Source organism: Trichococcus sp. ES5 (genome assembly GCF_900067165.1).
GTDB classification, from domain to species: Bacteria; Bacillota; Bacilli; order Lactobacillales; family Aerococcaceae; genus Trichococcus; species Trichococcus flocculiformis.
In genome coordinates this window covers 151,939-178,760 of the sequence record NZ_FJND01000003.1, presented here as the reverse complement: position 1 = coordinate 178,760, position 26,822 = coordinate 151,939, and the positions used below count along the sequence as shown (strand labels likewise).

At 45.5% G+C, this 26,822-nt stretch carries 23 protein-coding genes and 1 pseudogene; 2 read left to right on the top strand and 22 right to left on the bottom strand.

All coding sequences use genetic code 11. The annotated features are described in order from the left end of the window. The first annotated feature begins 47 nt into the window (after positions 1 to 47). Positions 48 to 266 carry a DNA-directed RNA polymerase subunit epsilon gene (locus TES5_RS04385; RefSeq protein WP_068560205.1) on the top strand — a complete coding sequence of 73 codons (219 nt, stop codon included), beginning with the start codon at positions 48 to 50 and terminating at the stop codon, positions 264 to 266. After that, the gene (rnjA, locus tag TES5_RS04380; protein WP_068560202.1) at positions 263 to 1,939 is read left to right on the top strand and encodes a ribonuclease J1; all 1,677 of its coding nucleotides are present in this window, start codon (positions 263 to 265) and stop codon (positions 1,937 to 1,939) included. The genes TES5_RS04385 and rnjA overlap by 4 nt, the downstream gene beginning before the upstream one ends. A 70-nt stretch (positions 1,940 to 2,009) precedes the next feature. On the opposite strand, the gene TES5_RS04375 is transcribed toward rnjA, so the two are convergent. The 22 genes and pseudogenes from TES5_RS04375 to gshAB form a co-directional block, all read right to left on the bottom strand. Beyond that, entirely contained in the window at positions 2,010 to 2,312 is a 303-nt protein-coding gene (locus tag TES5_RS04375) for a HesB/YadR/YfhF family protein (RefSeq protein WP_068560198.1), read from the bottom strand. A 98-nt stretch (positions 2,313 to 2,410) separates the two neighbouring features. Continuing rightward, a complete protein-coding gene (locus TES5_RS04370; RefSeq protein WP_068560196.1) occupies positions 2,411 to 3,043 on the bottom strand; it encodes a response regulator transcription factor in 633 nt (210 codons plus the stop codon). Positions 3,044 to 3,087: 44 nt separating this feature from the next. Further along, positions 3,088 to 4,158, bottom strand: coding sequence for a sensor histidine kinase (locus tag TES5_RS04365; RefSeq protein WP_068560193.1), 1,071 nt, complete (start codon positions 4,156 to 4,158; stop codon positions 3,088 to 3,090). Further along, a complete protein-coding gene (gene liaF / locus TES5_RS04360; protein ID WP_068560189.1) occupies positions 4,155 to 4,889 on the bottom strand; it encodes a cell wall-active antibiotics response protein LiaF in 735 nt (244 codons plus the stop codon). Before liaF ends, TES5_RS04365 begins: the two co-directional genes overlap by 4 nt. Before the next feature lie 238 nt (positions 4,890 to 5,127). Beyond that, a complete protein-coding gene (greA, locus tag TES5_RS04355) occupies positions 5,128 to 5,607 on the bottom strand; it encodes a transcription elongation factor GreA (RefSeq protein WP_068560186.1) in 480 nt (159 codons plus the stop codon). 191 nt (positions 5,608 to 5,798) lie between these two features. Continuing rightward, positions 5,799 to 6,440: pseudogene (gene udk / locus TES5_RS04350) on the bottom strand (uridine kinase); the annotation flags it as partial. A 30-nt stretch (positions 6,441 to 6,470) separates the two neighbouring features. Next, complete coding sequence (gene mltG, locus TES5_RS04345; RefSeq protein WP_068560180.1) at positions 6,471 to 7,643, bottom strand: endolytic transglycosylase MltG; 1,173 nt, start codon at positions 7,641 to 7,643, stop codon at positions 6,471 to 6,473. Between the two features lie 273 nt (positions 7,644 to 7,916). Next, a complete protein-coding gene (locus TES5_RS04340; protein ID WP_068560177.1) occupies positions 7,917 to 8,243 on the bottom strand; it encodes a DUF1292 domain-containing protein in 327 nt (108 codons plus the stop codon). Between the two features lie 84 nt (positions 8,244 to 8,327). Next, complete coding sequence (ruvX, locus tag TES5_RS04335) at positions 8,328 to 8,744, bottom strand: Holliday junction resolvase RuvX (RefSeq protein WP_068560174.1); 417 nt, start codon at positions 8,742 to 8,744, stop codon at positions 8,328 to 8,330. Next, positions 8,741 to 9,010 carry an IreB family regulatory phosphoprotein gene (locus tag TES5_RS04330; protein ID WP_068560171.1) on the bottom strand — a complete coding sequence of 90 codons (270 nt, stop codon included), beginning with the start codon at positions 9,008 to 9,010 and terminating at the stop codon, positions 8,741 to 8,743. Before TES5_RS04330 ends, ruvX begins: the two co-directional genes overlap by 4 nt. Positions 9,011 to 9,438: 428 nt before the next feature. Next, complete coding sequence (alaS, locus tag TES5_RS04325) at positions 9,439 to 12,090, bottom strand: alanine--tRNA ligase (RefSeq protein WP_068560168.1); 2,652 nt, start codon at positions 12,088 to 12,090, stop codon at positions 9,439 to 9,441. A gap of 323 nt (positions 12,091 to 12,413) precedes the next feature. After that, complete coding sequence (locus tag TES5_RS04320) at positions 12,414 to 13,520, bottom strand: DUF7278 family profilin-like fold-containing protein (protein ID WP_068560165.1); 1,107 nt, start codon at positions 13,518 to 13,520, stop codon at positions 12,414 to 12,416. Positions 13,521 to 13,732: 212 nt separating this feature from the next. After that, positions 13,733 to 16,231, bottom strand: coding sequence for an SF1B family DNA helicase RecD2 (locus TES5_RS04315; protein ID WP_068560162.1), 2,499 nt, complete (start codon positions 16,229 to 16,231; stop codon positions 13,733 to 13,735). Positions 16,232 to 16,363: 132 nt separating this feature from the next. Further along, positions 16,364 to 17,488, bottom strand: coding sequence for a tRNA 2-thiouridine(34) synthase MnmA (mnmA, locus tag TES5_RS04310; protein WP_068560159.1), 1,125 nt, complete (start codon positions 17,486 to 17,488; stop codon positions 16,364 to 16,366). 137 nt (positions 17,489 to 17,625) lie between these two features. Next, entirely contained in the window at positions 17,626 to 18,219 is a 594-nt protein-coding gene (locus tag TES5_RS04305) for a TraX family protein (protein ID WP_068560156.1), read from the bottom strand. A gap of 115 nt (positions 18,220 to 18,334) precedes the next feature. Then, a complete protein-coding gene (locus TES5_RS04300) occupies positions 18,335 to 19,627 on the bottom strand; it encodes an O-acetylhomoserine aminocarboxypropyltransferase/cysteine synthase family protein (protein WP_068560153.1) in 1,293 nt (430 codons plus the stop codon). A gap of 150 nt (positions 19,628 to 19,777) precedes the next feature. Continuing rightward, complete coding sequence (locus TES5_RS04295) at positions 19,778 to 20,353, bottom strand: xanthine phosphoribosyltransferase (RefSeq protein ID WP_068560150.1); 576 nt, start codon at positions 20,351 to 20,353, stop codon at positions 19,778 to 19,780. A 264-nt stretch (positions 20,354 to 20,617) separates the two neighbouring features. Then, positions 20,618 to 21,394 (bottom strand): formate/nitrite transporter family protein, encoded by a 777-nt coding sequence (locus tag TES5_RS04290; RefSeq protein WP_068560417.1) that lies wholly within the window; start codon positions 21,392 to 21,394, stop codon positions 20,618 to 20,620. Between the two features lie 264 nt (positions 21,395 to 21,658). Continuing rightward, entirely contained in the window at positions 21,659 to 22,006 is a 348-nt protein-coding gene (locus TES5_RS04285) for a cysteine desulfurase (RefSeq protein ID WP_068560148.1), read from the bottom strand. Between the two features lie 54 nt (positions 22,007 to 22,060). Beyond that, positions 22,061 to 23,203: a cysteine desulfurase family protein gene (locus TES5_RS04280; RefSeq protein WP_068560145.1), complete on the bottom strand. Its 1,143-nt coding sequence runs from the start codon at positions 23,201 to 23,203 to the stop codon at positions 22,061 to 22,063. Positions 23,204 to 23,233: 30 nt separating this feature from the next. Then, entirely contained in the window at positions 23,234 to 24,325 is a 1,092-nt protein-coding gene (locus TES5_RS04275) for a zinc metalloprotease (protein WP_068560142.1), read from the bottom strand. 17 nt (positions 24,326 to 24,342) lie between these two features. Beyond that, positions 24,343 to 26,634 carry a bifunctional glutamate--cysteine ligase GshA/glutathione synthetase GshB gene (gene gshAB, locus TES5_RS04270; protein WP_068560139.1) on the bottom strand — a complete coding sequence of 764 codons (2,292 nt, stop codon included), beginning with the start codon at positions 26,632 to 26,634 and terminating at the stop codon, positions 24,343 to 24,345. Positions 26,635 to 26,822: the final 188 nt, after the last annotated feature.

Here is a 26,822-nt window from a genome sequence, read left to right as displayed (position 1 = left end):
TTAAGTACAGTACTATCAAAAACAAAAAGAAAAATGGAGTGAACTATATGATATTTAAAGTAACATACCAACCAGCAAAATTTGATGCACCTACGAGAGAGAACACGGAATCTCTTTACGTGGAGGCATCCGACATCGTAATAGCCAGGAGATTGGTCGAACAAAATACCCCCTACAACATTGAATTCATCCAGCCTTTGGAAGGCAGCCATTTAGAATATGAGCAAAAAAATCCTGATTTTAAAATAACGGAGTTTAATGTATGAAACCTAACATAAAAAACAATGAAGTCGGCGTATTTGCTCTCGGGGGTTTAGGGGAAATAGGCAAAAATATGTATGGCATACAATTCCAGGATGAAATCATCATTCTTGATTCCGGAATCATGTTTCCGGAAGATGATCTGCTTGGCATTGATTATGTGATACCCGACTACAGTTATTTGGTGCAAAACCAAACCAAAATCAAAGGCTTGTTCATTTCTCATGGACACGAAGATCACATCGGCGGTGTTCCCTTTCTTTTGAAAGAATTGAATGTCCCTATCTACGCAGGCAAATTGGCACTCGCCATGATCCGCAATAAACTGGATGAGCACGGCTTGCTCAGGGATGCGGTCCTGCACGAAATCAATGAAGATTCTGTCATCAAATTCCGTAAAACCAGCATCAGCTTCTTCGGAACAACCCACAGCATACCGGACACCATGGGGATCGTGGTCAAGACTCCTCCAGGCAATGTTGTATTCACAGGCGATTTCAAGTTCGATTTCACACCTGCGAACGGTAAACCGGCGAATATCCATAAGATGGCAAAAATCGGAGAAGAAGGTGTGCTTTTACTTCTGAGCGACAGCACAAATGCAGAGACACCCACATTTACGCAATCAGAGCAAATTGTTGGTGAGTCCCTAAAAAACATCATTCAAAAAGTTTCAGGAAGAATCATTTTTGCTTCCTTCTCTTCCAATATCTACAGACTGCAGCAAGTCACTGAAGTCGCACTCGAAACCGGTCGGAAAATTGCCATATTCGGACGCAGCATGGAGACGAACTTCCGCACAGCCAGAGAGTTGGGTTTCATCGTTGCTCCTGATGATCTGTTCATCGAAACACGTGAGCTGAACAGTCTTCCGGCGGATAAGGTGCTGATTATGTGTACGGGGTCCCAAGGTGAACCAATGGCTGCATTGAGCCGGATCGCCAATGGTACGCACAGACAGATTTCAATCCATCCCGGCGACACTGTCATTTTCTCAAGTTCACCGATTCCGGGAAATACAACCAGTGTCAACCGCGTCATCAACCTGCTTTTGGAAGCTGGGGCTAACGTTGTTCACGGCAAAGTAAACAACGTCCATACTTCCGGACATGGTGGCCAACAAGAACAGAAACTGATGCTGACCTTGATGAAACCTAAATATTTCATGCCGGTTCATGGTGAGTATCGTATGTTGAAGATCCATACAGAATTAGCAGAATCAGTCGGCATTCCGGCTGAGAACTGTTTCATATCCGATAATGGCGAAATCCTTGCTTTGACAGCTGATTCCGCAAGACGAGCGGGCAACTTCCCTGCTGCCGATGTATACGTTGACGGAAAAGGCATCGGCGACATCGGAAACATCGTGTTGCGCGATCGACGTGTCCTTTCTGAAGATGGTCTTGTGGTCGTAGTGTTGACTGTCGATTTCCGCAATAAAGATCTGTTGGCAGGACCGGATATCCTGTCCCGAGGATTCATCTATATGCGCGAATCAGGCGATCTGATTCATGAAGCGCAGACCATCGTCCGACAAGATGTTCTTTCTTTGCTGAAGGGGTCTGACGCGATCACCGAGAAAAAATTAAAGGATACCGTTACGAATGCCATTCAACCTTATCTGTATGAAAAAACAGAGCGCCGTCCTATGATCGTACCCGTCGTTATGGGTGTCTAAAACTATAGTAGAACTGAATCAAAGACAAAAAGAGGGCCTGGATCAAAAATCCAGTGCCCTCTTTTTAATTTTACTCTTTATTTTGTGCGATGAAGTTATACTCCGGTTCGCGTTGTTTCTCGTCGAAGCCGACATGCAGATCATAACCATTAAAGAACCAATCATCGGCATCCTCTACATAATACAAAATACCATTGTATTCAGCCTTTCCGATCGGAGATACTGGCTCATCAACATCAAGCCCGACGGAGAACCCTTCATGTATTTGGCTGCTGCCATATACTTTACCAAGGAAACGAACCCCTTTTTTGCCTGAAATGCCCATTTCCTGTTCAAACCACTTTTGTGCGCGTTCACTGATTTCTATTTTCATCTAGTCGCTGATCGGATGATCAGCCTGCCCCCCTCTCCACTCTCTATCATATTTATCTTATCATATGGAAGCCTCATTTTATAACACTTTGCTCAGAGTCATTGAATCAGGTGATGCTTGAAAGCGTAAATTGTCGCTTGAGTTCTATCATCCACTTCCAACTTGGTCAAAATATTGGACACATGCGTTTTGACAGTCTTCAGTGTGATGAACAGTTGATCCGCAATATCCTGATTGGAATAGCCTTGCGCGATGAGCAGCAACACTTCCCGTTCTCTGGCGGTAAGCTCTTCATGCAACGGTCGAATATTTCTTTTCGAGAAACGCTCCAGCATTTTATCGGTGACTTCCGGCTCTAGGACAGACTCGCCGTGGTAAGTGGAACGGATTGCGTCGGCAATTTCATGCGCTGAAGAGGTTTTCAGCATGTAACTGCAAGCCCCCGCCTCCAATGCCGGGTAAACCTTTTCGTCATCGATGAAGCTGGTTACAATGATAATTTTTGCTTTGGGCCATTCGTTCAGTATCGCTTTTGTCGAAGCAATGCCATCCATGACTTCCATGACCAGATCCATCAAAATGATGTCCGGGCGTAAATCCAAGGCCATTTCATAACCAATCAAGCCGTTTTCTGCTTCCCCTACTACTTCAATGTCATCTTGGATGGATAAATAGGCCGAATAACCCAGCCTTACCATCTCGTGATCGTCGATAATCAAAACACGTATCAAACTGAACCCTCCTCAAGAAACTTTTTTCAGAAATTCTGCTTATTCTATTCAGCACTTGCGCTGTTTTTATTCATATTCGTATTGGGGATGCGGATTTCGATCACGGTACCTTTATTGGGGAAACTGATGATCTTAAGGCTCCCCCCCATCCCTTGCACGCGCTCCTTTATGTTCATTAGGCCATAGCTGCCGGATTTTTCAATTGAGGTATCGAATCCTACGCCATCATCATAAACACGGAGACTGATTTCCTGAAAGGTTTGTTTCAGATAGACTTCCAGATTACTTGCCTTTGCATGCCTCAGGGTGTTCGAAAGCAACTCCTGCACAATACGGAAAAAATGATCCTCGATGCCGCTCATCGTGTGGACATCATCGATTTCCCATTTGATCGCGATTTGGACTTTCGACTTCAATTCCACCAACAACTGTTCGATCCCTTTTTTCAGGGATTTACCTTCGAGTTTGGTTGGACGAAGATGCAAGAGCAAGGCCCGCATCTCCGACTGGGATTCGTTGATGATGCCTTCGATGAGACGCATCTGTTTCTGTATTTTTTCCGGAAAAGCCTCTGCTCGCTCATTGACTGCGGACAACATCATCATGGCGGCAAAGAGTTGTTGGCTCACGGAATCATGCAGCTCCCTTGCGATGCGATGCCTTTCCTGCTCGAGTATTTCTTCTTTCGTTTCATTGCCGACCTGCTGCGGATGTGCGCTCAGTTGCTGGACTTCACGGGACAAGCTGAGCATCTTTTTCCGGAGCATTTCGATCTCATCATGGATTGCATGGCAGTACTGATCCAAAAATAGTGATTTATCCTGTTTTTTGTTAAATACCGCATGCTCATAATTGCCGAGATAAAGCCAATGCAGTTTGTCTTTAATACGGTTTTCTTGATTTTTTAAGTAGAGGTGGGCGATCCAGGTTACAACGATAGCAGCAAACAGCATCAATACGATGATGTAAAGAAACGCCGGCACATAAAAACGATCCACCTCAATCAGTTCCTGGTAGCTTAAGTAGGGCCTCAGGGCAAATAAAACACCACCCACGATGAAGGCAAAAACGCCGAGTATCGTGCTGAACAGAATCAAAATAGCGCTTCTCCTCATAGGTAGATCACCTCCAGATCACCCAGCAGACTGTTGGACACTATTTTGATCTTTCTGTTTGCCTCATCATAGCCCTGACTGTACAATTTGACCATTTCATTGGTCAAGTCAATTTCTTCTTCGTTGAATGATAGCTGGCCCTTGATGGTGGAATGATGAACAGACACGCCGATTCCCAACGGTACGATTACCCTGGTCTTTCCGAATCCCTTGCGGATCAGGATGATATTTTCCTCTTTCGGCAGCAGCGTATTCCCTAAATCGATGATCGTATCGCCCATGAATATAGTCAGATTGACATCATCCCATTCATAGACATCCGTCCCGATACTGGTGTTTCCAATCCATTTCTGGCGCTTTCTGGTACCGCTCCGCTGTCCCGGTTCTCTCGTTTTGACAGTACGGAATGCTTTTTCTTCCCAAGGTACGTCCACATACGAATCCAACTTCAACTCAGACCAGATTCCTTTCCCATGGATAACAACGAACAGTATGAGAAGAATCAGCATCAGCCACACCGAGAAAGTGGAAAGTATGCTCATGCCTACCATAAACCAGCCTACCAAGCCAAGAATCTGGCGCCGTTCGCTTTTAGCGGCACCAAATTTGATGAAGATTAGCCCGAACAGAAAAACCAGCAGCAAATCGGTATCCTGCACCAATTGAAACAGGACGGCCAACCCCAATAACCCTTCCATGAGCAAAAATAATTTTAGGGCACTCTTTTTCATCTCAGGCCCTCCTTCCTTTGTGGTATACCATAAACTAGTTTACATTTTTTGCTGAATATTAGCCTGACTACCTGCTTACACTATTATAGATTACCTTGAATAATTTGGCAGTGAGCTAAGGATGGATAGGATCGTACGACTAAAGTCGTACGATCCTATCCAGCATAAACAAACAGAGGATAGGACAGCAAAATCATTCCGAATGATTTTTGTCCTACCCTCTTCTTGATTGCTGCGTCTAAGCTTGCTCCACTCTGACGATCTTCACGTTCATATCGCCGCCTGGTGTACCGATGACAACCTCTTCACCGATATGCTTGCCCAACAAAGCTTTAGCGATCGGAGAATCGTTTGAAATCTTGCCTTCCAGCGGATCTGCTTCTGCACTACCGACAATAATGTACGTTTCTTCATCGCCATCCGGTAATTCCACGAATGTCACTTTGCGTCCAAGTGAAACCATATCAGTGTCGACGTTTTGCACTTCGATGATTTCCGCAAAACGGATCATTTTTTCTAGCGTAGTGATGCGGCCTTCAACGAAAGCTTGCTCGTCTTTTGCGGATTCATATTCCGAATTTTCGGATAGATCCCCATAACTTCTGGCAATCTTGATGCGTTCAACGATTTCTTTTCTTTTATTCACTTTTAAATCTTCAAGTTCAGCTTCTAATTTAGCTTTACCTTCAGCTGTCATCGGATATGCTTTTTCGATCATAAGAAATATGCCCCTTTTAAGTAATGATTCAATTCACAATATAAAGAACAGGCAGCATTTCATGCAAAGAGAAATAATCATTTCCTGTAACTCTATATCGTTGATTGGCTGCCTAATTAATAGTGAATATAAAATACCACTTAATTCCAGTAAAAGCAATTATATTTTTAAAATATTACTGTGATTTATTTTTATTCTGCTTTTTCAGACAAAATTGAAGCAATTTTTGTAGTCATCAGATCAATCGCGACTTGATTTTGCCCACCTTCAGGAATGATGATATCGGCAAATTTTTTGGTTGGTTCGATGAATTGTTGATGCATTGGCTTGACCACTGTCAGATATTGGTGGATGACAGAGTCTAAAGTCCGGCCTCTTGACTCCATGTCGCGCTTGATTCTGCGGATAATACGGATATCATCGTCCGTATCCACATAGACTTTTATATCCATCAGATCGCGCAGTCGCTTATCCTCTAAGATGAGGATTCCCTCAACGATTATGACTTCTTTCGGATCGCGATGGATTACTTGATCACTTCGCGTGTGTTTGGAGTAATCGTAGACTGGTTGTTCAATGCTCTCGTATTGGATTAATTTTTGAAGATCTTTGATGAACAAATCCGTATCAAAAGCAAACGGATGATCATAGTTTGTTTTTAAACGCTCCTCAAACGGTAGCTCGCTTTGATCTTTATAATAAAAATCCTGTTCCAACAGCAAAATGGAAACTTCGGTGAACTTGTCTAAGATGGCCCTGCTGACACTGGTTTTTCCGCTTCCCGATCCCCCTGTCACCCCAATAACGATAGGTCTTCTCACTGGTGTATACTTCCTCTCTTTTTGAAACGCATTATATTCGGCTTATTCGCTATCTACGTATTGATTTTGCAACTGTAAATGTTCTTCATATGTTTCGGAAAAATAAACAATACCGGTTTCTGTGTCTGCAACAAAATACAGATATTCTGTATCCGCTGGGGACAACGTGGCTTGAATGGACCCTTCGCTCGGACTATTGAATGGACCTGGTCCCATTCCTGTATTTTTATACAGGTTGTATGGCGAATCTATTTCAAGGTCTTTGAAAGTCACTAGTTCCTTATGCTCATTAAGAGCATAGAGAATACTGATGTCCGACTGTAACGGCATATCGATTTCCAAACGATTAAAGAATACGCCGGCAATATTCGCACGATCTTCCGGAGTGACACCTTCTTTTTCGACAAGAGAGGCAATTGTCAGAATTTCATGAAGCGTATAGCCTGAAGAAGCGATTTGCTCTGCATATGGCCTAATCACATCATCCGTTTTTTGAAGCATCTGCATAATGACTTCGTCCAAACCGCTTCCGTTCAGATAATCATAAGTAGCCGGGTAGAGGTATCCTTCCAAACGATAACGCGTATCAGTGCGTTGCGAGACTTCCGTCAAAATATCAGGGTATCGTGCAGTCGCATTCGCCAAAAAATCCGGATCATTTACTTTCGCCAAGAATTCCTCAGCAGTGAAGTCCGACTTCTCTTCGACTTCCGCTGCGATTTCTTCGATTGTATTACCCTCTCTTACGATTATTTTATGATCGCTCGATTGCGGGACAGGGCTGCCACCTGCTTGAAGCGACGCAATGATGTCATCCAGACTCATAGAAGGCGATAATTCATAAAAGCCTGCCTGGAAATCAGAAACATTTTGCGTCTTGATGTAGTAGTTGAAGATGGTAGCATTTTTTATGACGTTGCCTTCTTCCAACAATTGTGTAATCCCTTTTGTGGATGTCCCTATCGGAATTTCCACTTCTATAACTTCCGTACTTTCTGGCTCCAGTGGCTGAAGTGCATCTGTTATATATTTGTAGCCTGCAAAGCCAACGATGAGCCCTAAAAGGATTCCTATCGTTACGATTGCAAAGACAATTTTCCGCACTAGTGACCGTTCTTTTCTGCGAATTTTCATTTTGTCTACGGCTTCTTTTTCCAACGTAGGACGAATGAGTTTTTGTTGCCCTTGAGGTTCTTGCTGATCATTTTGTGACAAAGATAAGGCCCTCCTTACTTGAGTATATGGCTATTTTATGCACTACTAGCCATTCGACTTCCGTAATTATACACGAAAACCAATCTAAATTGAATCTTTTTCGCTATTTGCATAGACATCCGGAACATCTTGGACAGGTTTCTCATCAGATTTTCAGTTCGTGTCCATTCGGATTCCAAAAATTCAAAAAAGCGATCCCGCAACAAAAAAAGGATCCAGACAATATTATTTGTCCCGATCCTTCCTTGTTTTCCTTACAAGTCACTTACATTATTATTGAAGATCTTCGTCTTCCATAAATGTGTTCAGGACTTCTTCGATCATATCCCATTCTGCATCCGATTCGATTGGTTCCAAATTGCCTTCTCCGCCATCTTCTGTCTCAACATAAGAATAGGCTTGCAACTCGATTTCTTCCCCTTCAGGAGTTCCTGCAGGGTAAACCAGAACATAGGACTTTCCGAAATCTTCTGATTCGAAAGTGAATAAGATTTCGAATAACTCTTCATTTCCGTTCTCATCCACGATAGTGATGTGCTCGTGGTCATGGTCGTGGTCGTGATTATGGTCATGATCGTGATCGTGATTATGGTCAGTCATGGTATGCACCTCTTTATCTAAGTATTGTTTTTTCATTCAAACAAAGGATATTGTAACGCAAAAAGGTCAAAAAAACCACTCTCTTTACTGGCTGTCCAGATAATTCTGCAAAAGAATGACAGCAGCAAGTTTGTCAATTACTTTTTTCCTTTTTTTTCGGGAAACGTTTCCTTCATTGATCAACATTTTTTCTGCTTGGACAGTAGTCAATCTCTCATCAACGTAATCGACGGGTAAGCCTAACTCTTTTTCAAGCAACTTTCCGTAGGCAATGGAAGCTTCCGCCCGAAACCCGATGCTGTTATCCATATTCTTCGGCAAGCCGAGCACAAACTTCTCGACTTCGTACTGCTTAACCAATTCGGCAATACGAGCAAGGCCAAACTCTCCATTAGCTTCATCGATTTTGACGATTTCTATCCCTTGCGCCGTCCATCCCATCGGATCACTGATAGCCACTCCTACCGTTTTGGATCCGACATCCAAGCCCATAAGCCTCATTGGATGACTCTGCCTGTTCCAGAAAGATAGCTTTTTACTAATTCTTCCATTATTTCATCACGTTCGTGACGACGGATCAGGTTTCTGGCATCGTTATGACGCGGGATATAAGCCGGATCTCCAGAAAGCAGATATCCCACAATCTGGTTGATAGGGTTGTATCCTTTTTCTTCCAATGCGTCATAAACAAGGGCTAATGTCTCTTGTACATTCTTTTTAAGATTGTCATCAAAATTGAACAACATCGTTTCATCTTTCGAACTCATAGCGACACCCCAGTTTTCTTTAGTATATTTACCATTTTACAAGAAATCACAAAAAACTACAACAAAGAAATGCCGTTGTCATTCCTCAGATCGGCTTCATGACCTTTCTGCTCCCCCTCCTGTCAGTATATTCCGCATTTTGTTGCAGACAGATTGTGTAAGAAAAGCTGAACGGGTTCGTTCAGCCCTGAAAGAAATTTAGGAAATCTGTCCGACTGAGCATCGAAGAGCGCAATAGGACAGATTTATCTAATTTCCGAAGGGCTAACCCGTGAAGCTGGACATCAGTTTAGATGCATGAAACATGTTGCAAACTTGTGAAACACCTACGGTAATGCACTTCTGAGTTGAAAAAAATTTATAAATTCCTATATGTCCAAAAAGGGGGCAGCATCCATATGTGGATGCCGCCCCCTAGGAAAGGATGCTTATTTTGTATTGTCAGCGATCCAGACTGCAACGTGTTTCAGCGCATCCGGGATGCCTGCTGGGTTATTGCCGCCTGCTTGTGCCATATCCGGGCGTCCGCCGCCTTTGCCTCCAGCAAACGGAGCGAGCGTCTTGATCAGATCGCCGGCTTTCAGGCCTTGTTCCAACTTGCCTTTGGAAACTGCAGCCAGCATATTGACTTTGCCGTCTGTAGCTGAAGCTGCCACGAAAAGATCAGAGACAGCCTTTTGACGCCATTGGTCAGCCAATTGACGCAAGGCATTCATATCTTGATTCTTTGTTTCATAGGTAATGTACGTGACACCGTTGACGGTCTCCACGTTCTCAAAGAGGTCTTTGGCTTCGGCATTCATGATTTTGGCTTTCAAAGACTCATTTTCGCCTTGCATTTCCTTCATTTCCTGCTTAAGCTGATTGATTTTACCGGCCACTTCTTTTGTTTGTTGAGCCTTCAGAAGGTGCGCCGCTTCGTTCAACTCAGCTTCTTTTGTACGGAAATACTGATAAGCTGCCTGTCCGGTCACTGCTTCGATACGTCGAACGCCCGCACCGATCCCGGATTCGGACAAAATCTTGAAGACGCCGATATCCTGTGAATTTTGAACATGGACTCCTCCGCAAAGTTCGACTGAATAGCCTCCGACATCGACTACTCGGACTTCTTTACCGTATTTCTCGCCGAACAAAGCCATGGCACCCATTTCTTTTGCCTTATCGATGGTTGTTTCGACAGTAACGACTGGCAGACTCTCCCAAATTTTTTCATTCACGATTTCTTCCATCCGCACCAACTCTTCTGCAGTTACTTGGCCGAAATGCGTAAAGTCAAAACGAAGTTGGTTCGGATTCACCAACGATCCAGCTTGGTTGGCATGATTGCCCAAAACATCCTTCAGAGCTTGGTGCAACAAATGCGTCGCTGTATGATTTTTCGTGATGTTTCTTCTGCGGGCTTCATCCACGTGCAGGACATAGGTTTCGTTCGAATGGATTTCCGTCAGGACACGCGCGATGTGCATCGTTTGGCCATTTGGAGCGCGTTTGACATCTTCGATTTCTGCGATCACTTCACCCGTTTCGGTTTCGATCGTTCCTTTATCCGCAACTTGACCACCCATTTCTGCATAGAAAGGCGTTTCACGGAAAATGATCTGAACGCGATCGTCTGCAGCTGCTTTTTCGACGATTTCGTCATCCGCGACCATCACTGAAAGCTCAGACGAAATTTTTGTTTGTGCATATCCGGAAAACGTGCTTGGAACCAACACTTCAGCCCATACCGGAGATTGCACAGAGAAGGAGTCTTCCACTTGTCTTGCTGCACGGGCGCGGTTCCGTTGCTCCTGCATCTCTTGGTTAAATCCTTCTGTATCAACTGTGAAGCCTTTTTCTTCAGCATATTCGCTCGTCAGTTCCAACGGGAAGCCGTATGTGTCATACAGTTTGAAGGCGTTCTTGCCATTTACGGCCGTTTCGCCCTTTTCGTTCATCTCTTCAAAGACGCTGTTCAGGATGTCCATCCCTTCGTGGATCGTTTCCTGGAAACGTTGCTCTTCATTTGTGATGACTTTGATGATGAAATCCTGGTCCGCTTTTACTTCTGGATAATAGGATTCCATAACATCTGCCACAACCGGAACCAATTCGTTCAGGAACAATTTTTCGATGCCCAATTTTTGCCCATGCATGACCGAGCGGCGGATCAAACGACGCAAAATGTAGCCACGGCCTTCATTGGACGGCAAGGCACGGTCCCCGATCGCAAAACTGACGGCGCGGACATGATCGGCGATGACTTTGAAAGAGATATCCAATGTTTTGTTTTCGCCGTACTTCTTGCCGTCGCTCAACGTCTCGATTTTTTTTATGATTGGCATGAACAGATCCGTTTCAAAGTTGGTTGGTGTGTTTTGGACTACGCTCGTGACGCGCTCCAGACCCATCCCCGTATCGACGTTCTTGTGCGGTAACGGCTCATAGGTGCCGTCCGGTTTGTGGTTGAATTCAGAGAACACAAGGTTCCAGATTTCAAGGTAGCGTTCATTTTCTCCGCCCGGATACATTTCAGGATCCCCGTCAGGCAAATCCTGGAAGGATGGTCCGCGGTCGTAGAAAATTTCCGTATCCGGTCCGCATGGTCCTTCCCCGATATCCCAAAAATTGTCCGCGATCGGAACGATATGATCTTCCGGCAAACCGACTTTTTCCTGCCAAATGCGTTTCGTATCTGTGTCTTCAGGATAGTAAGTGACATAAAGCAGTTCTGGATCGAACGCCAACCATTTTTCGTCAGTCAGGAATTCCCAAGCCCAAGGGATTGCTTCTTCTTTGAAGTAGTCCCCGATCGAGAAATTCCCCAACATTTCAAATAAAGTATGGTGTCTTGCGGTCACCCCGACATTTTCGATGTCGTTTGTACGGATGCTCTTTTGGGCATTGGTGATGCGCGGATTTTCAGGAATCAATGTGCCATCAAAATACTTTTTCAATGTCGCTACTCCTGAGTTGATCCATAATAGCGTAGGGTCGTTGACCGGTATCAGCGAAGCACTCGGTTCCACTTTCGACCCTTTTGTTGCCCAAAAATCAAGATACATTTGACGGATGTCACTGCTTGTCAGATTTTTCATTGTTACCTTCCTTTTCTCTTCATTATTTTTTTTGAGTGAACAAAAATAAAAAACATCCCACTGCATACAAGGACGAATCACGCGGTACCACCTTGTTTGCAATGAAATGCTTTGATCATTCATTACCTCTCGGATCCGTTAACGCTGGAAGCGATAGTATTTCTACTATAATTCACGCAAAGGGAGCATAAACGGATGCGTTTCCTTTCACCAAGCGGAAACTCTCTTTTGTTATCCATTTGTATATCCTCTGCTTCAATCAAAAACTAGTATAACCAAAATTACAGCCGCATGCAAGCTGTTCTTCAGAAAAGCGGAACAGGTTACATTTCTATGCGGATGGAACGTCTTGCACAGTAATATCCGGGTGCCAAAGGCTCTTGCTGCTTCTCGTTTAAAGCATCCGCATGGTTTTCATAATAAGTAGCATACGGCAGGAGTTTCTCCAATATATTCTCGGCTTGGATGGATATCCAACCACCCTTTACCAACAACCCGTCTTCGACAAGTTCCGGGCCCCAACCCATGTTCGCAATTTCCAGACCAAACATGTTCTTTTTGTAGAGATGACTGTCTTCCGGTTCAAACAGGTTGCGATGCAACTGATTGCCCCAACGGAAAAGCCTGCGGGTCGATGCCCCGCAGCAATATTCCCACTCATTGCTGGATAAAAGTCCCATGCCATCCTTCTCCAATTGCTTGCGTATCTCTGCATAGGTAGTCTGGCAAGGCGCGAAAACTGTGTATGAATCTAAATCTTCGTTCTGTCTCAGGAAGAAGGAGTCATTTTGAACCAGATGCGCCGGAAAATCCGCAAATACCGAAGATCCAGTTGCGCTCGGCATCAAAGCTTGATGAATGTCCTTTTCGTGTATACTGAACCAATCGCTCTGGCCTTCAAATTTCCCATTTATGACTGCATAATCCCCGACTTTCGTCATGCCCACATAATTCGGACTGACTTCCACCAATAAAGGCGGAATTTCTGTTGTCCGGAGTTGAGACATTTGACTGTTGACCAAATCTTCCAATTCTTCCAAATTATGAATTGGTCCGATTTTCTTCTTCATCCAATGATCGTCATGCAGAAACTCAGCGCCTTGAACCGAAAGCTTAAGACAATTTTCGATGGCAAGGTACATCTCTTTCCTGTCGGAGCTGATATCCAACGGGTCCAGGCCATTGATTCCGCTGTCCCATCCGAGGACTGCCTCCTTGTGCCCAGGCACAAAAACAAACGCCGCTCCGTTGATGTCCACTGTAAATGTCTCGGTCTTGATTCCGCCCATTTGATAATACACCGGCTGGATATTCGCGACAGGCAACAGGGGGTTCACAAAATAACGGACGACACTGCTGGCCAAAACGAGCTTGTGCTCCATCGGAATGTTCTTCCAGTTCGGATTCATCAATTGATCAAATAGTTCCATTATACCACTCTCTTCTTGTAGCTGTATTGGAAAACCAGTAACATGCTTTACTGTCAGTATAGCAGAATATTGATCCGGCGAGTAGCTTATTTCTTTTGCTGAGCCTACCGAATTTGGATGCGACTTTGATCGGAGCATGCTGCGCTGATTGATTTTCTGACAGCTGAAAAGTCCGCAGACAAATTATTCATTGTCTGCGGACTTTTCCCGGATTATTTTTCACTCATGAAAGTTTCCGGCCTTACATCTCCCATGCCGATCATCGGATCGATGCTCCCGTTGGAGATCTGTTCGATCGTCAATTGGTAGACGGGTAATATATTTGGGGACGCATTCTTTTCTGGCTTTTGGGTTGCGGGTTCTGCAGTTGTTTCGGTGATCGGTTCAGCAACTTCAATCCCGGTACCGGGCGCCTTCGCTTCCTTGTCCTTTGCAGACTCTTCCGCAGTGAAGACCTTGTCATTGTTCAGGTTGCGCTCCAGTTTTTCATGCAGCATCGTTTTCCGGATATCGCCAGTGCTTACGACTGCCGTTTCGAAAGCTTCATAATCCCCGCACAAAATCAATTTGCTTTTGCTCCTGGTGATGGCTGTGTAAAGCAGATTTCGGCGCAGCATCCGCCCGTACTGTTTCACCATCGGCAGAATGACCATCGTAAATTCGCTGCCCTGCGATTTATGGATGGAACAACAGTAAGCCAAAACAAACTTATTCCAATTGTTTCGATTGTAAGTGACTTCCACGGTATCGAACAGGATCGTGATCTGGTCGACCTTCTCTTCCGTTTCCTTGGCGAATTGGATGGCAGTGATTTCACCCATATCCCCATTAAAGACATTATTTTCCGGTTGGTTCACCAACTGAAGCACCTTGTCGCCTACCCGATAGACGACATCAAAAAAAGCGACTTCCCGTCTTTTCTTGTTCCCTTTTGGATTGAAGATCTCCTGCATCATCGTATTGATGGCATCAATGCCGGCAGCTCCTTTGTACATCGGCGCCAGAATCTGGATATCCTTTGCAGTGAACCCTTTTGACTTCGCCTTTTCGACGACTTGCCGGATCACCGGCTCGATCTGATGCGTTTGGCAAGGCAGAAACGAGCGGTCCCCTTGATTGTTGCGGAAATCGCGCGGGAGGATGCCGTTCTTGATTTCGTGCGCCAACGGGATGATCGATGAATCTCCGGATTGCCTGAATATCTCATTCAGCTCGACCTGCGGTAACGCTTTGCAGTTCAGAAGATCGAACAACACCTGGCCTGGACCGACTGAAGGCAATTGATCCTTATCCCCCACAAACAGCACTTGCATACCAGGCGGAACGGATTTCAAGAGTCGATGCATCAGCCACGTATCCACCATCGAAACTTCGTCGATGATCAACAGCTTGCCTTCCAACTCTTGCGTATAAAGTTCTTCGGATTCCTTTTCCTGGCCCGTCAAACCCAGCAAGCGATGGATCGTGCTGCCGGGCAGACCTGTCGTCTCCTGCATCCTTTTTGCGGCACGGCCGGTCGGAGCGGCAAGCAAAATCGGGAAAAGTCCGCCTTTGTAATCCTTAGGGTCTTCCGGCAGATCGTTCAATTCGGAGAACATGCGCACGATCCCTTTGAGAACGGTCGTTTTACCAGTACCGGGTCCACCTGTCAGGATGAAGAACGGTGAAAGCAAAGCTGCTTTTATCGCTTCGATTTGGGAGGCCCCATAGCGGATCTGCAGATTGGATTGCAGATTCTCGATTTCCAGATCCAAATTCACTCCCGGATAAGCAATTTTTGTTTTCCGTTTCAGCAGTCTGTCGATCGATGATGCGATGCCTTCTTCGGCGAAATAAAGGGACGGGATGGCAAAGCGGCTGTGATCCTCGACCACTTTCATGTCCATGACCATTTCCATCAACGCTTCGATTACTGGTGCATCTTCGATAATGAAGCGCCGGCTTTGTTCAAGCAAGTGGATTGTTCGCTCAAGCAAGACGGTCCCATCGACATAGGTATCTCCGTTCGACAGGCAAAGTTCCTGCAGCGTCGCTATCAGGCCGCCTTTCAGACGGCTGCTGTGATCCGGAGCGAAGTTCAACTCCTCCGCCAGCTGATCGGCTTTCTTGAAGCCGATGCCTTCGATATCCTCGAGCAGTCGGTAAGGATTTTCATTTAGGACAGTCAGCGTTTCAGTGCGGTAGAAATGAAAGATATTCGCTGCCTGATTATTGGAGAAGCCATAGTTACCCAATGCGATCAGGATTTTCTCGGTTCCTTGCGTCTGCATCAGCACATCGCGCATCATTTCCCTTTTTTTGGGCGTCATGCCGCTGATGCTTTTCAGAGCTTCCGGGTCATCAAGGATGACGTCGACCGCTTCCTCGCCAAAAGTTTCCACGATTTTTTCCGCAGTCCGTTTCCCGATTCCCGGGAAACGTTCCCCCGACAAGAATGCAATCAACCCGTTCTTGGAGGTGGGTTTTTCCTGTTGATAGGAATTGGCTTGGAATTGGACGCCGTATCTTGGGTGCTCCACGACCTCACCGAAAAAGCGATAAGCTGTATCTTCGGTTATCTGCCCGAAGCTTCCCGTCACAACAATTTCATCATGCTTTTGCGGGAGATTCGATTCATTGACTGAAATCAGCATGACTTTGTAGAAATTACTCGCGTTTTCAAAGAAAATCGCTTTGATTTCTCCGACGATATAGCCTTGTTCTGTATCCATCCGGATGATCCCCTCCCTTTTTTGACTATTCAGACTTGTTATAAGATTCCTTAAGAACGATACCACAATTCGCGCCCAAATTAAAGAGAGGCCGGAGAAAAAACCGGCCTCTCACTTATTTTTTCTTTCCCTCTAAATATACTGCAGGACACGGTCGGCTTGATAGGCCTTGTCGATCGTTCCCCCACCCAGACACTCCATGCCATCATAAAATACAACTGCTTGACCTGGTGTAATGGCGCGGACCGGCTCCGCAAATTCCACACGGGCAGTCGTTTGGTCTTCGTTCAGGTAGACAGTGACTGCAGTGTCCTGTTGACGGTAACGGAATTTAGCCGTGCAGGTGAAGACGGATGGTTTTTTCACTTCGGATGTGAAATGGATATCAGTCGCATCCAGACTGTCGGCATACAGGTTCTCATGATGGTAGCCTTGGCCCACGTAAAGCGTGTTGGTCGCCAAGTCCTTGCCGATGACGAACCACGGATCATCGGATTCCCCGCCGCCTCCGATTCCCAAACCTTTTCTTTGCCCGATCGTATAGTACATCAATCCGGCATGCTCACCCATCACATCGCCGCTCAAAGTGACCATTTTACCCGGGATCGCCGGCAGAAAGTTCGTCAAGAATTCTTTGAAGTTCTTCTCGCCGATGAAACAGATGCCTGTCGAATCTTTTTTCTTGGCAGTCGCCAAACCCGCTTCTTCAGCGATGCGGCGCACTTCCGGCTTTTTGATCCCGCCCAGCGGAAACATCGTTTTGGAAAGTTGCTCTTGGGAAAGCTGATTCAGGAAATAGGTTTGGTCCTTGTTGTCGTCCACTCCTCTGAGCAGATGAGCGGTGCCGTCTTCGTCACGGACGACTTGTGCATAATGCCCGGTTGCGACATAATCCGCGCCCAGTTCCATCGCATAATCCAGGAAAGCCTTGAATTTGATTTCCTTATTGCACATGACATCCGGATTCGGTGTCCGTCCTTTCTTGTATTCGTCCAGGAAATATTGGAAGACCTTGTCCCAGTATTCCTTTTCGAAATTGACGGAATAATAAGGAATCCCGATCTGTTGTGCGACAGCCTGAACATCCTTGTAATCTTCCGTTGCCGTACAGAATCCGAATTCATCCGTATCATCCCAATTCTTCATGAAAATGCCGATGACGTCGTAGCCTTGTTCCTTCAAAAGCAATGCTGTGACAGAAGAGTCAACGCCACCGCTCATTCCGACCACCACGCGTATTTTTGAATTGTCTTGCATGCCTATCACACCCTTACTTTATTTGTGTATTTTATCACTTCTTACAATATATAAGTTAAACCCGATACAAAAAAACAGTTTACACCATCCCGGCGCATATTTCAAGCTTTCTCGCCTGTTCGCATCCAACCCGACAGTCACATCAGCCTGGCGATAAGCATCAGGATAACTTGATGAATAGGGTAATAGGCATATCCGGCCCATTTCGGCAACGGTCTGACCGGGAAAGCGACCGGAAGAAGCATGGGAATGAGCGACACTGCAGCGAGTGCCTGCAACGAGGGGAATTGCAGAGCATTCACCAATAAAAACAAAACGATTCCCGCTCCGACATGTTTTTCCGAAAGCACATAGATTGTCCACCCCATCAAAAAGCCATACAAGCCGTATTCCGTAAACTGGACCAAAAAGATTGCCGGCAAGATGAAACGGTAATCTTTGATCGATAAGGCAAAAAGTGTCAGGGTGAAAAGTATATTGAAGACATTCCCTGTTTGGGCGGTTATCGGCATACTGACGAGCCCCGTCACGACCAGCCGCAGCAGATACTTGCGGAAATCACGCGTTTCCCTTACCCCTTGCACGGTTGTGTACAAAAAACAAGGGAAAGCGATGCGTCCGACAACTCGCAGAAAAAGCAATGAGGGGAACAGATAGTAGCCGATATGGTCGATCGTCATTGTGAGGATCGCAATCCATTTGATAAGTGCCGTTTTGTTGTTGTACGCCATTCCTTCACTTCCTTTCTATTCATATTCACCAAGCTGCAAAAGTACTTTCGCAATAAAGAAAACAAAGCAGAAAACCTTGGGAGGATTTCTGCTTCATCTTCAGGTAAACTTTTGATCAGACTGTATAAGGCTTCGCATCCAGATTCAGATGGGCCAATGCTTGCTCGATGTCTTCGATGATGTCATCCACGTTTTCAAGCCCTACCGAAAAGCGGATCAGGCCCGGTGTAATGCCTGCTGCCGCCAATTGCTCGTCGGTCAGCTGTCTGTGGGTCGAACTTGCCGGATGGAGCACACAAGTCCGGATGTCGGCCACGTGAACTTCATTGGACGCCAGCTTCAGGCTGTCCATGAATTTGATGGCATTTTCTTTGCTTCCTTCGATGGAGAGCGAAATGACGCCGCACGTTCCGAGCGGCAAATATTTATTCGCCAATTCGTGGTACTTGTCTCCTTCTAAGCCCGGATAATTCACAAATTCGACTTTTTCGGATTTTTTGAAATATTCAGCGACTTTCAAGGCATTGCTGCAATGTCTGTCCATCCTCACAGGGAGGGTTTCAAGTCCAAGATTCAATAAGAAGGCAGCATTGGCGGTTGGGTATGCCCCCATGTCCCTCATCATCTGTACCCGTGCTTTTGTGATATACGCAGCTTTCTCAAAGCTTTTCGTATAGACGATGCCATGGTAGGATTCATCCGGTTCGGTGAATTCTGGGAAATTGCCGTTCTTCCAGTCAAAATTGCCGCTGTCGACAATGACCCCACCCATCTGCACTGCATGGCCATCCATGTATTTCGAGGTGGAATGGACCACGATATCCGCTCCAAACTCAAACGGTCTGCAAAGGTATGGAGTCGGGAACGTGTTGTCCACAATCAACGGCACGTTGTTTTTGTGCGCAATCGCTGCCCATTTTTCGATATCCAGAACTGATAAGGCTGGGTTTGCGATGGTTTCGCCGAATACGGCCTTCGTGTTCGGTTTGAACATTTTTTGTATTTCTTCCTCGGGCAGTTCCTGATCGACAAAGGTGCATTCGATCCCGAAACGCTTCAAGGTTACGGCAAACAGATTGATGGTTCCGCCATAAATGGAGGCGGTGCTGATGAAATGATCGCCTTCCTTCAGGATGTTCATCAAGCTGATCATAGTGGCTGCCTGCCCGGAAGTTGTGCACAAAGCCCCCACGCCACCCTCCATCGCCGCAATTTTCTCTTCCACAGCTGCAACAGTAGGATTTGAGATGCGCGAATACATGTGTCCGGCAGCCGTCAAATCGAATAATTTTCCGATATGTTCCGTCGAGTCATATCTGTAAGTGGTGCTTTGGTAGATCGGGAGCGCGCTTGGCTCTCCGTTCCCTGGGTGGTACCCTTCGTGTAAACATTGTGTTTCGATTCTCATTATTGAACCTCCTCATTAAGATAGCGCTCATAATCTCATATATATTTAACATTTTACCACAATTCCCAAAGGCTTTGTGTAGATATTGAGGCGAAATGGAATGATTCTGAGGAACAAAAAAAGACAGAACGTGTCTGTCTTCCGGACTTGCTATTCTTCGATGAACTGGACTGTTCCAGATTCAAAGGATTTGATGCGCGCCAATGAATAAACATCCATACCTTGCTCTTCCAAAATTTTTCTGCCTTTTTGGAAGGATTTCTCGATGACGATACCGACACCGGCGATTTCCGCTCCTGCCTGGTTGCAGATTTCCATCAAGCCGTTTGTTGCCTGTCCATTCGCCAAGAAGTCGTCGATGATGAGGACATGATCGTTCTCGTCAAGATATTGTTTGGAAATTGTAATTTCGTTGGTGACATCTTTTGTGAAGGAGTAGACAGTGGCCGAATACAGATTGTCTTTCATCGTCAGACTCTTTTGTTTTCGCGCAAAAACAACCTTCACTCCCAATGCCAATCCTGTGAACACCGCAGGCACGATGCCCGATGTTTCCACAGTCAGAATCTTGGTAATTTTTTTATCGGCGAAATACCGTGCAAATTCATCCCCCAATTGTTGCATCAATACCGGATCGATCTGATGGTTCAAGAAATTGTCCACCTTCAACACGTTATCGCCCAACACGATACCATCCTTCAATATGCGCTCTTCAAGCAATTTCATAAAAAAATCCTCCTTCATCACATTTCGTTCTATCTATCAGCCGCTTGCGACAATCGGCTAGCATGACTTATTTCCGTTTACAAATAACAGTAAAACAATACAGATAATCTTCGCTTTTGTCAACCTTCCATAAGGATAATCACCGATTGATACAAGCAAACTCCCTGAAAAGCGAACAAAATTACATTTCTTTCTATTGTTTATCCGCAGAAAAAAACGAGAAAGATCCAGCATCAGGATCCTTCTCGTTTTAAGTTGTGAAGCTTAGTCTACGTATACTTCGGAATCTTTGTTCATCCACGCATAAAGCAAACCGATGAGCAAGCCGCCGCCGATGTAATTTCCGATCATAGCGAAAAACCAGTTCGTCAGAACGCTGCCGACCGTCATCCCTGGCAAAGCGCCGCCGAATGCGAAAAACGCAAGACTGAAGGAAGAGAAGTTAGCGATAACGTGCTCAAAGCCTAAAAATGCAAAGATGAAGATGATGAAGATGGTCGAGAAAAGTTTGCCGGCGTCATCCTTCATATGGGCGCTCACGAATACAGTCGTATTTACGATGACGTTTGCGAAAATACCCTCGGCTACCATCTGGATAGGCGTTTTGATCAACTTGCCTTCCACTGCATGGAAAAGGAAGTGCTCAGCCGGCAAATCTTGGAAAATGTTCGTGAATGACATAATGAATGATGCGATCGTACCACCGATAAGGTTGAATAGAATACAAGCGAATAAAATTGCTAAAGCCCTTTTTGGTACCAATACCTTGCGATAAATGGCTGCCGTCATGTACATCATGTTGGATGTACCCAATTCTGTGTTCATGTAATTGATCATGACCAACGACCATGCAAACATGAATGAGTAGAAAAATTTCCCGCTACCGGGCAGCATGTGTTCTGCCTTTTCAGCCACCATCACAGCGATTGATGTCCCCAACGTCAGAAACATACCCGCAAGCATACATCTGATGAAATACTTTACTGGTGAAGTCTCAAATAAGTCTGACTTCTTTAGGGCGCTCTTGTCAACTGTAGTCATGGCTGCGCCTTGATATTTTTGTTCCACTTTCTTCATCTCCCGAATTGTTTGTGCGATTCTGAATAAGTATATCATATTTCATAGGAATTGGAATGAAAAAAACAGCGTTTAATGTAATAATATTAACGCATTTATAGTGTGCAGTGTTTTTTTTGTGCACATGGATCCGAAAGAGTTTTTGATTTTGCCACAAAAAGACCGGTCGTAAGAATTACTCTTACAGAACCGGTCCTTAGCCATTATCGGACTCTTAAAAGAGTCTGGTCATTCAGTCACTTCAGCCAGGACGCCATTTTCGACCAGACTGTCCAATATATATTCCAACTGCTCTTTCGCAGCCGCCATGGTTGCTTTGCCATAAACATCCACCATCTGCAATCCGTTGCTTGTCGTTGTGGAAACTTTCAAAGTTTTCAGATCGGCAGCGACGACAATCTTCACTTTGATCCCTTGCTTATGCAGCACGCTGTTGTCCAAATCGCGGACCATTTGAAAATTGCCGTTTTTGGTTTCTTCAAAGCCATTGTCGCGCAAAGTGTAGCGCTTCACCTGTTCATTCAATTGAAAGGTTTTGCCGGATCCCTTTAAAGATACATTTTTTTCGAATGCCATTTGCAGTCCTCCAAGATAACGTTTTCTCTATCATAACATATTTTTTTCTTCCGTTCAGCCGTTCTTGTATTGCTTGTTGTGGATGCTTTTCAGCAATGCGATCAATGTGTCTGCCTCATCAGTTGTATTATCCGGTCCGAACGAAATGCGCAGGGATTCCGTTGCACGAGGGTTCCCTTTTCCGTACATTGCTTCCAGAACGTGACTCGGTTCAAGGCTACCAGCTGTACAGGCCGATCCTGCTGCCACCATGATTCCTTTTAGATCGCACTGGATCAGCATTTTGTCGGATCTCATACCCGGCAGCCAAAGGTTCAGAATATGGGGAACCCCTTCAGGATAAACGCCATTGCATTCAAATGGGACTCCGCTCTTTTCTAATTCGCTCAGAAAATAATTACCCAGTCCACGTTTTTTGTGGTTGGTCTCTTCCCTTTCGATTTCCATCAGAGCGATGGCCTTGGCAAATCCCCTGATATAAGGCGTATTTTCCGTACCGCCACGGTGGTCGTTTTCCTGACTGCCGCCATGGATGAAATTAGGCAGATGCAGGCTATTTTTGCGGTATAAAAATCCGATACCTTTAGGTCCGTTGATTTTATGCGCGGAAACGGACAACAGATCGATGTGCTGTTGCCTAACATCAATTGTCTCGCTGCCAAATGCCTGAACCGCATCCGTGTGGAAGAGGATGTTCTTCTCCGCTAAAAATGAACCGATTTCGGCAATCGGATTGATGCTGCCCACCTCGTTGTTTGCATACATCAATGAGACCAGGATTGTATCCTCGCGAACCGCATCCATCACGGATTGCAAAGTTACTCTCCCGGTATCGTCAACAGACAGATACGTCACCTCAAAGCCTAGCTCTTCCAGATAATGCATCGGATGCAGGACTGCGTGGTGTTCCGTTGCAGAAGTGATCAGATGTTTGCCTTTCCCTTCCAAAGCCAACGCAGTCGGTATGATTGCGGTATTGTTTGATTCAGTACCGCAGCTTGTGATGATGATGTCAGCCGGATCCGCCTTGACGGATGACGCAAAAATTCTGCGTGCTTGGTCGATATGCTGTCTTGTTCGTCTTCCAAGCGCATAGGTGCTGGAAGGATTCCCGTAATCTTCGATAAGCGATTCCTGAATGACTGCCACAACTTCAGGGCGCACCGGCGTGGTAGCGGCATGGTCGAAATAGATCAATTTGTTACCTTCTTTCTTTCACTTGTCTTTCTAGTTTTCAAAATAACTCTTCAGCCAACGGTACAGGCGCAGTTCGATGTTGGCATCCGTTTCCGGAGTGGGATCCATGGCAGCTGCTTGCTCCTGTTCAAGTAATTTTTTTGTTGCTTCAACATCGACAAGGCAAAAAAATGCATAGGACGCCCTTATTCTGCGGTTCCCGAACCAATGCCTTTTCAACAATGGCTGGGCTTGTATTTGAATGTATTTTTCCTCTGCATCAGCGAGCCGACCGAACAGCACATCACAAAACAAAGATTCCAACATATAAACGGGCCAATAGACCGACTCTTCTACTGGACGGTTGGCTGAAAAAGCCTGCAACAATGAATCGGCTTCTTCAAATTCCAGGCCATCAAGAGCGCGGGCATACGCGACCATGAAGAAGTAGTCGATCAGGAAAGTTTTTTGATACTGAGCATCATTTATACTTTCGAAATAGGTATCCGGCAGGTCCGCAAACGGGACTTTGCCTTCGATAAGCTGTGCCATTTCCAATTGTTGGAACAGGAGCTTGCGCGCGACCAACGATTGACTTACTTCCCTCAGTACGGCTCCATCATTCTGCCCTTTCGGCAGCAGGTTCGCGAAAGCCATCCAGATGGGTACAAAACTGAACAAAACGAACAGAAAGCCTAGTTTCAGTTCCATCAAAAAAGCCGAGCTGTACAAGACTGTCCCCGTCAATGCATTTGCCATGATGCCCCCCAGCAGATAGCTGCGATATGGCAATTCCGCATAGTCCCCTTTGGGTGGCGCCATCAAGCATTGGCCCGCCAGTAAAGGCGAGGCAGTCTGCATATGATGCAGGCTGTGATCCGCTTGACTGTACTTAAATCGCCTGACTTGAAAACTGACCAGCCGGTAGCCGCTCAGTTTTCCGAAGATAAAATGTCCCGCTTCATGAAGAAAAATATGCACATGGATGGATAAGAAAAGGCCGACCAACAACATGGGAATGAGAATCGGATCAAACGACAACAGTTGCCCCCAATTGCTGAATGCCTTCGTAATCAGGTATCCGTACAGCATGATGACGGCAATTGTAGTATGGCCGGCAATTCTCAGAAATGATTTTTTCATGAGGCTCCCCCTACTCTTCACACTTGCTCCAGCTGCATTTCCGGGAACAACAGCCGCAGGATTTCCATCGTCAAACGTCGGCTCTTCCCTTGGTAAGGATAAATGTGGATCAGCATGGCTGGGTTGAAGTTCGCTTCGATCACCCCATAGTTTGGTTCCACTTTCGTGGCTGGGACTGAATGGTCCGGGATGATGATATCCACTCCACAGACTGCAACGCCCAGTGCAGCTGCCATCTGTACAGCCAATTGCTTGTAGCTGTCATCCATCTGATCCGTAAAATCAATCGAATCGCCGCCGGTGCTGATGTTTGAATTATCCCGCAGACGGACCATCGTGCCTTCAGGTGGGATACTGTCAAAGGTATAGCCTTGTCCTTGGATCGTCAATTTTTCGAGCTCACCGGTCGCTATCAGCTCCAATGGAGACCGGTGATTTTTCCCACGGAGACTGTCTTTATTCTTCTCCTCAACCAATTGACGGATCGTGTGTCTGCCATCGCCTACCACATTGGCGGGTACACGCAATAAGACAGCTTTTGTTTCATTACCGATGACAAAGAATCGGTATTCGGTTCCGGACAAGAAATCCTCAACCAATATATCTTCATCCTCTTCAAATGCGATGCGAACCGCTTTCTCGTAGTTTTCAAATGTTGCGCCGTCCTTGAAAATGGAAATCCCTAACCCGTAGTTCGTGGTCTTTGGTTTGACGACGATGCCTTTCCCGGCAAAGATGGAATAATCACGGAGAGCTGCTGCCGCAGAATGATACTCGCCGCTGTCTGGCACCGCGAATCCGTTCTCCGCCAATATTTTTTTGGTGACGACTTTGTTTTCCATAATGAGCGGACCGATATAGCTGTCCTTTGCCGTCATATTGCCTTTCTTCACGTATTCGCGATGGTCCTTGTAAGTCAGCGAGATGAATTGGTCATAACGGTCAAGCATGTTGATTTTCAAACCTTTTTGGATGGCATCGAACATCAGGATTTGCGTGGAGAGTTCCATGTCCTCAAATCCCCTCAAAGCATATGGACGTTTCCAGGCAGCCTCTTTGTACTTCTTGGCCAAGGAAGCGGCCCAAGCCGTTTTGTCCTCTCCCGCTTCCAATGCCTTGACCATCTGGCCCGCCACTGTTTTCTCCGGATTTTGGAATGCTTCGATTTTTTCTTTGACGATTGCGCTGATTTTCTCTTCTGCATCGATCGCTTCCAGCATCTGCAGCATACCTTCCAGGACGGATAGTCCTTCCGCTTGGAATGCGGATGGCTGCAAAGGATTCTCCAAAGCAGTGCTGTAATTCATTTCTTTACCGAGCTGCATCTCTGCCTCACTGGCATCCTGATCGATCCACAATAAATAGAGCAAGAAATAATGGATGAAGTACATATCCTCTTTATGCATGCCAAACTCAGCAAATGGGTTCAGATCGAACAGCCTGAATTCGAGATAGGCGATTCCGTTCGTCAGCAAATCACGCGCTTTGTTGGCCCCCCTGAAACGGACAGTGGAATAAAATTCTTTTTCGGCAATAAGCTTACCGGTTGTCACCATTTTTTCGATATCCTGCACATAGGCATCAATCGATTCAAAAGAAACATGCACGTCCGCTTTATTGACATATCCGTACTTGCTGCTGCGGATACTTCTTGTATACTGATCCAACGGCAGATCATGCTGTGATTCTTTTTCAAAGTACGAACGGTCAGCTGATATCGATCCGCCCAGAAGGTAGGTCATGATCCATTGGTAACGAATAAAATTATGAGCCATCTTCAAGTATACATCCGATTGGAACTCCCTAAGCGTCCTGACGGAACCGGAAAGCTGATGAAGCTCTTTGATAAGTACAGGATTCAATTCGAAATTGAAATGAATGCCACTGACCATCTGCTTCTTGTTTCCGTACACTGATACTAGATATTCCCGATAAGCGATATCACTCTCATTGTCCAATTTGGCTACCTTAATTTCTTCACTTGCCGGCATAGCAGGTGGTATACTGCAAGGCAACAGGTATTCACCTTCGGGTAAAGACCGCAGAACAACGTCATGGATAGCCATCAGCCATTCATGCATTTCTTCGATCGATTGCATCGGTGGAGTGATCAATTCCGGTTGACTCTCCGCGAAATCAGTCTGTATGTACGGATGGAAACTGCGATTCCCGAATATTGTCGGATGATTAGTTTTGGCGATTGTGCCTTCGTCCGTTATCCTTTGGCTTTCTTTTTCGATTCCAAAAGAGGCTTTCGAAAATAATGCCGATAATTTGTGTGTTAGAATAATCTCTTTGAAATCCGTCATTATGTACGCTCACTTTCTGCTTCCAATTTTCAATGTATTCATTATAGCTTTTCTGCTTGTAAATAGTAAAGATGTTGCCTGTCTTTCTTTTCAATCAATTTTCAGAATTCTTCAAAAAACAATCGGGCGAATGTTTGTTCTTCTTTATCAGATGGCATATAATGGGTAGAGAAAAAGGAGCGGAGAAT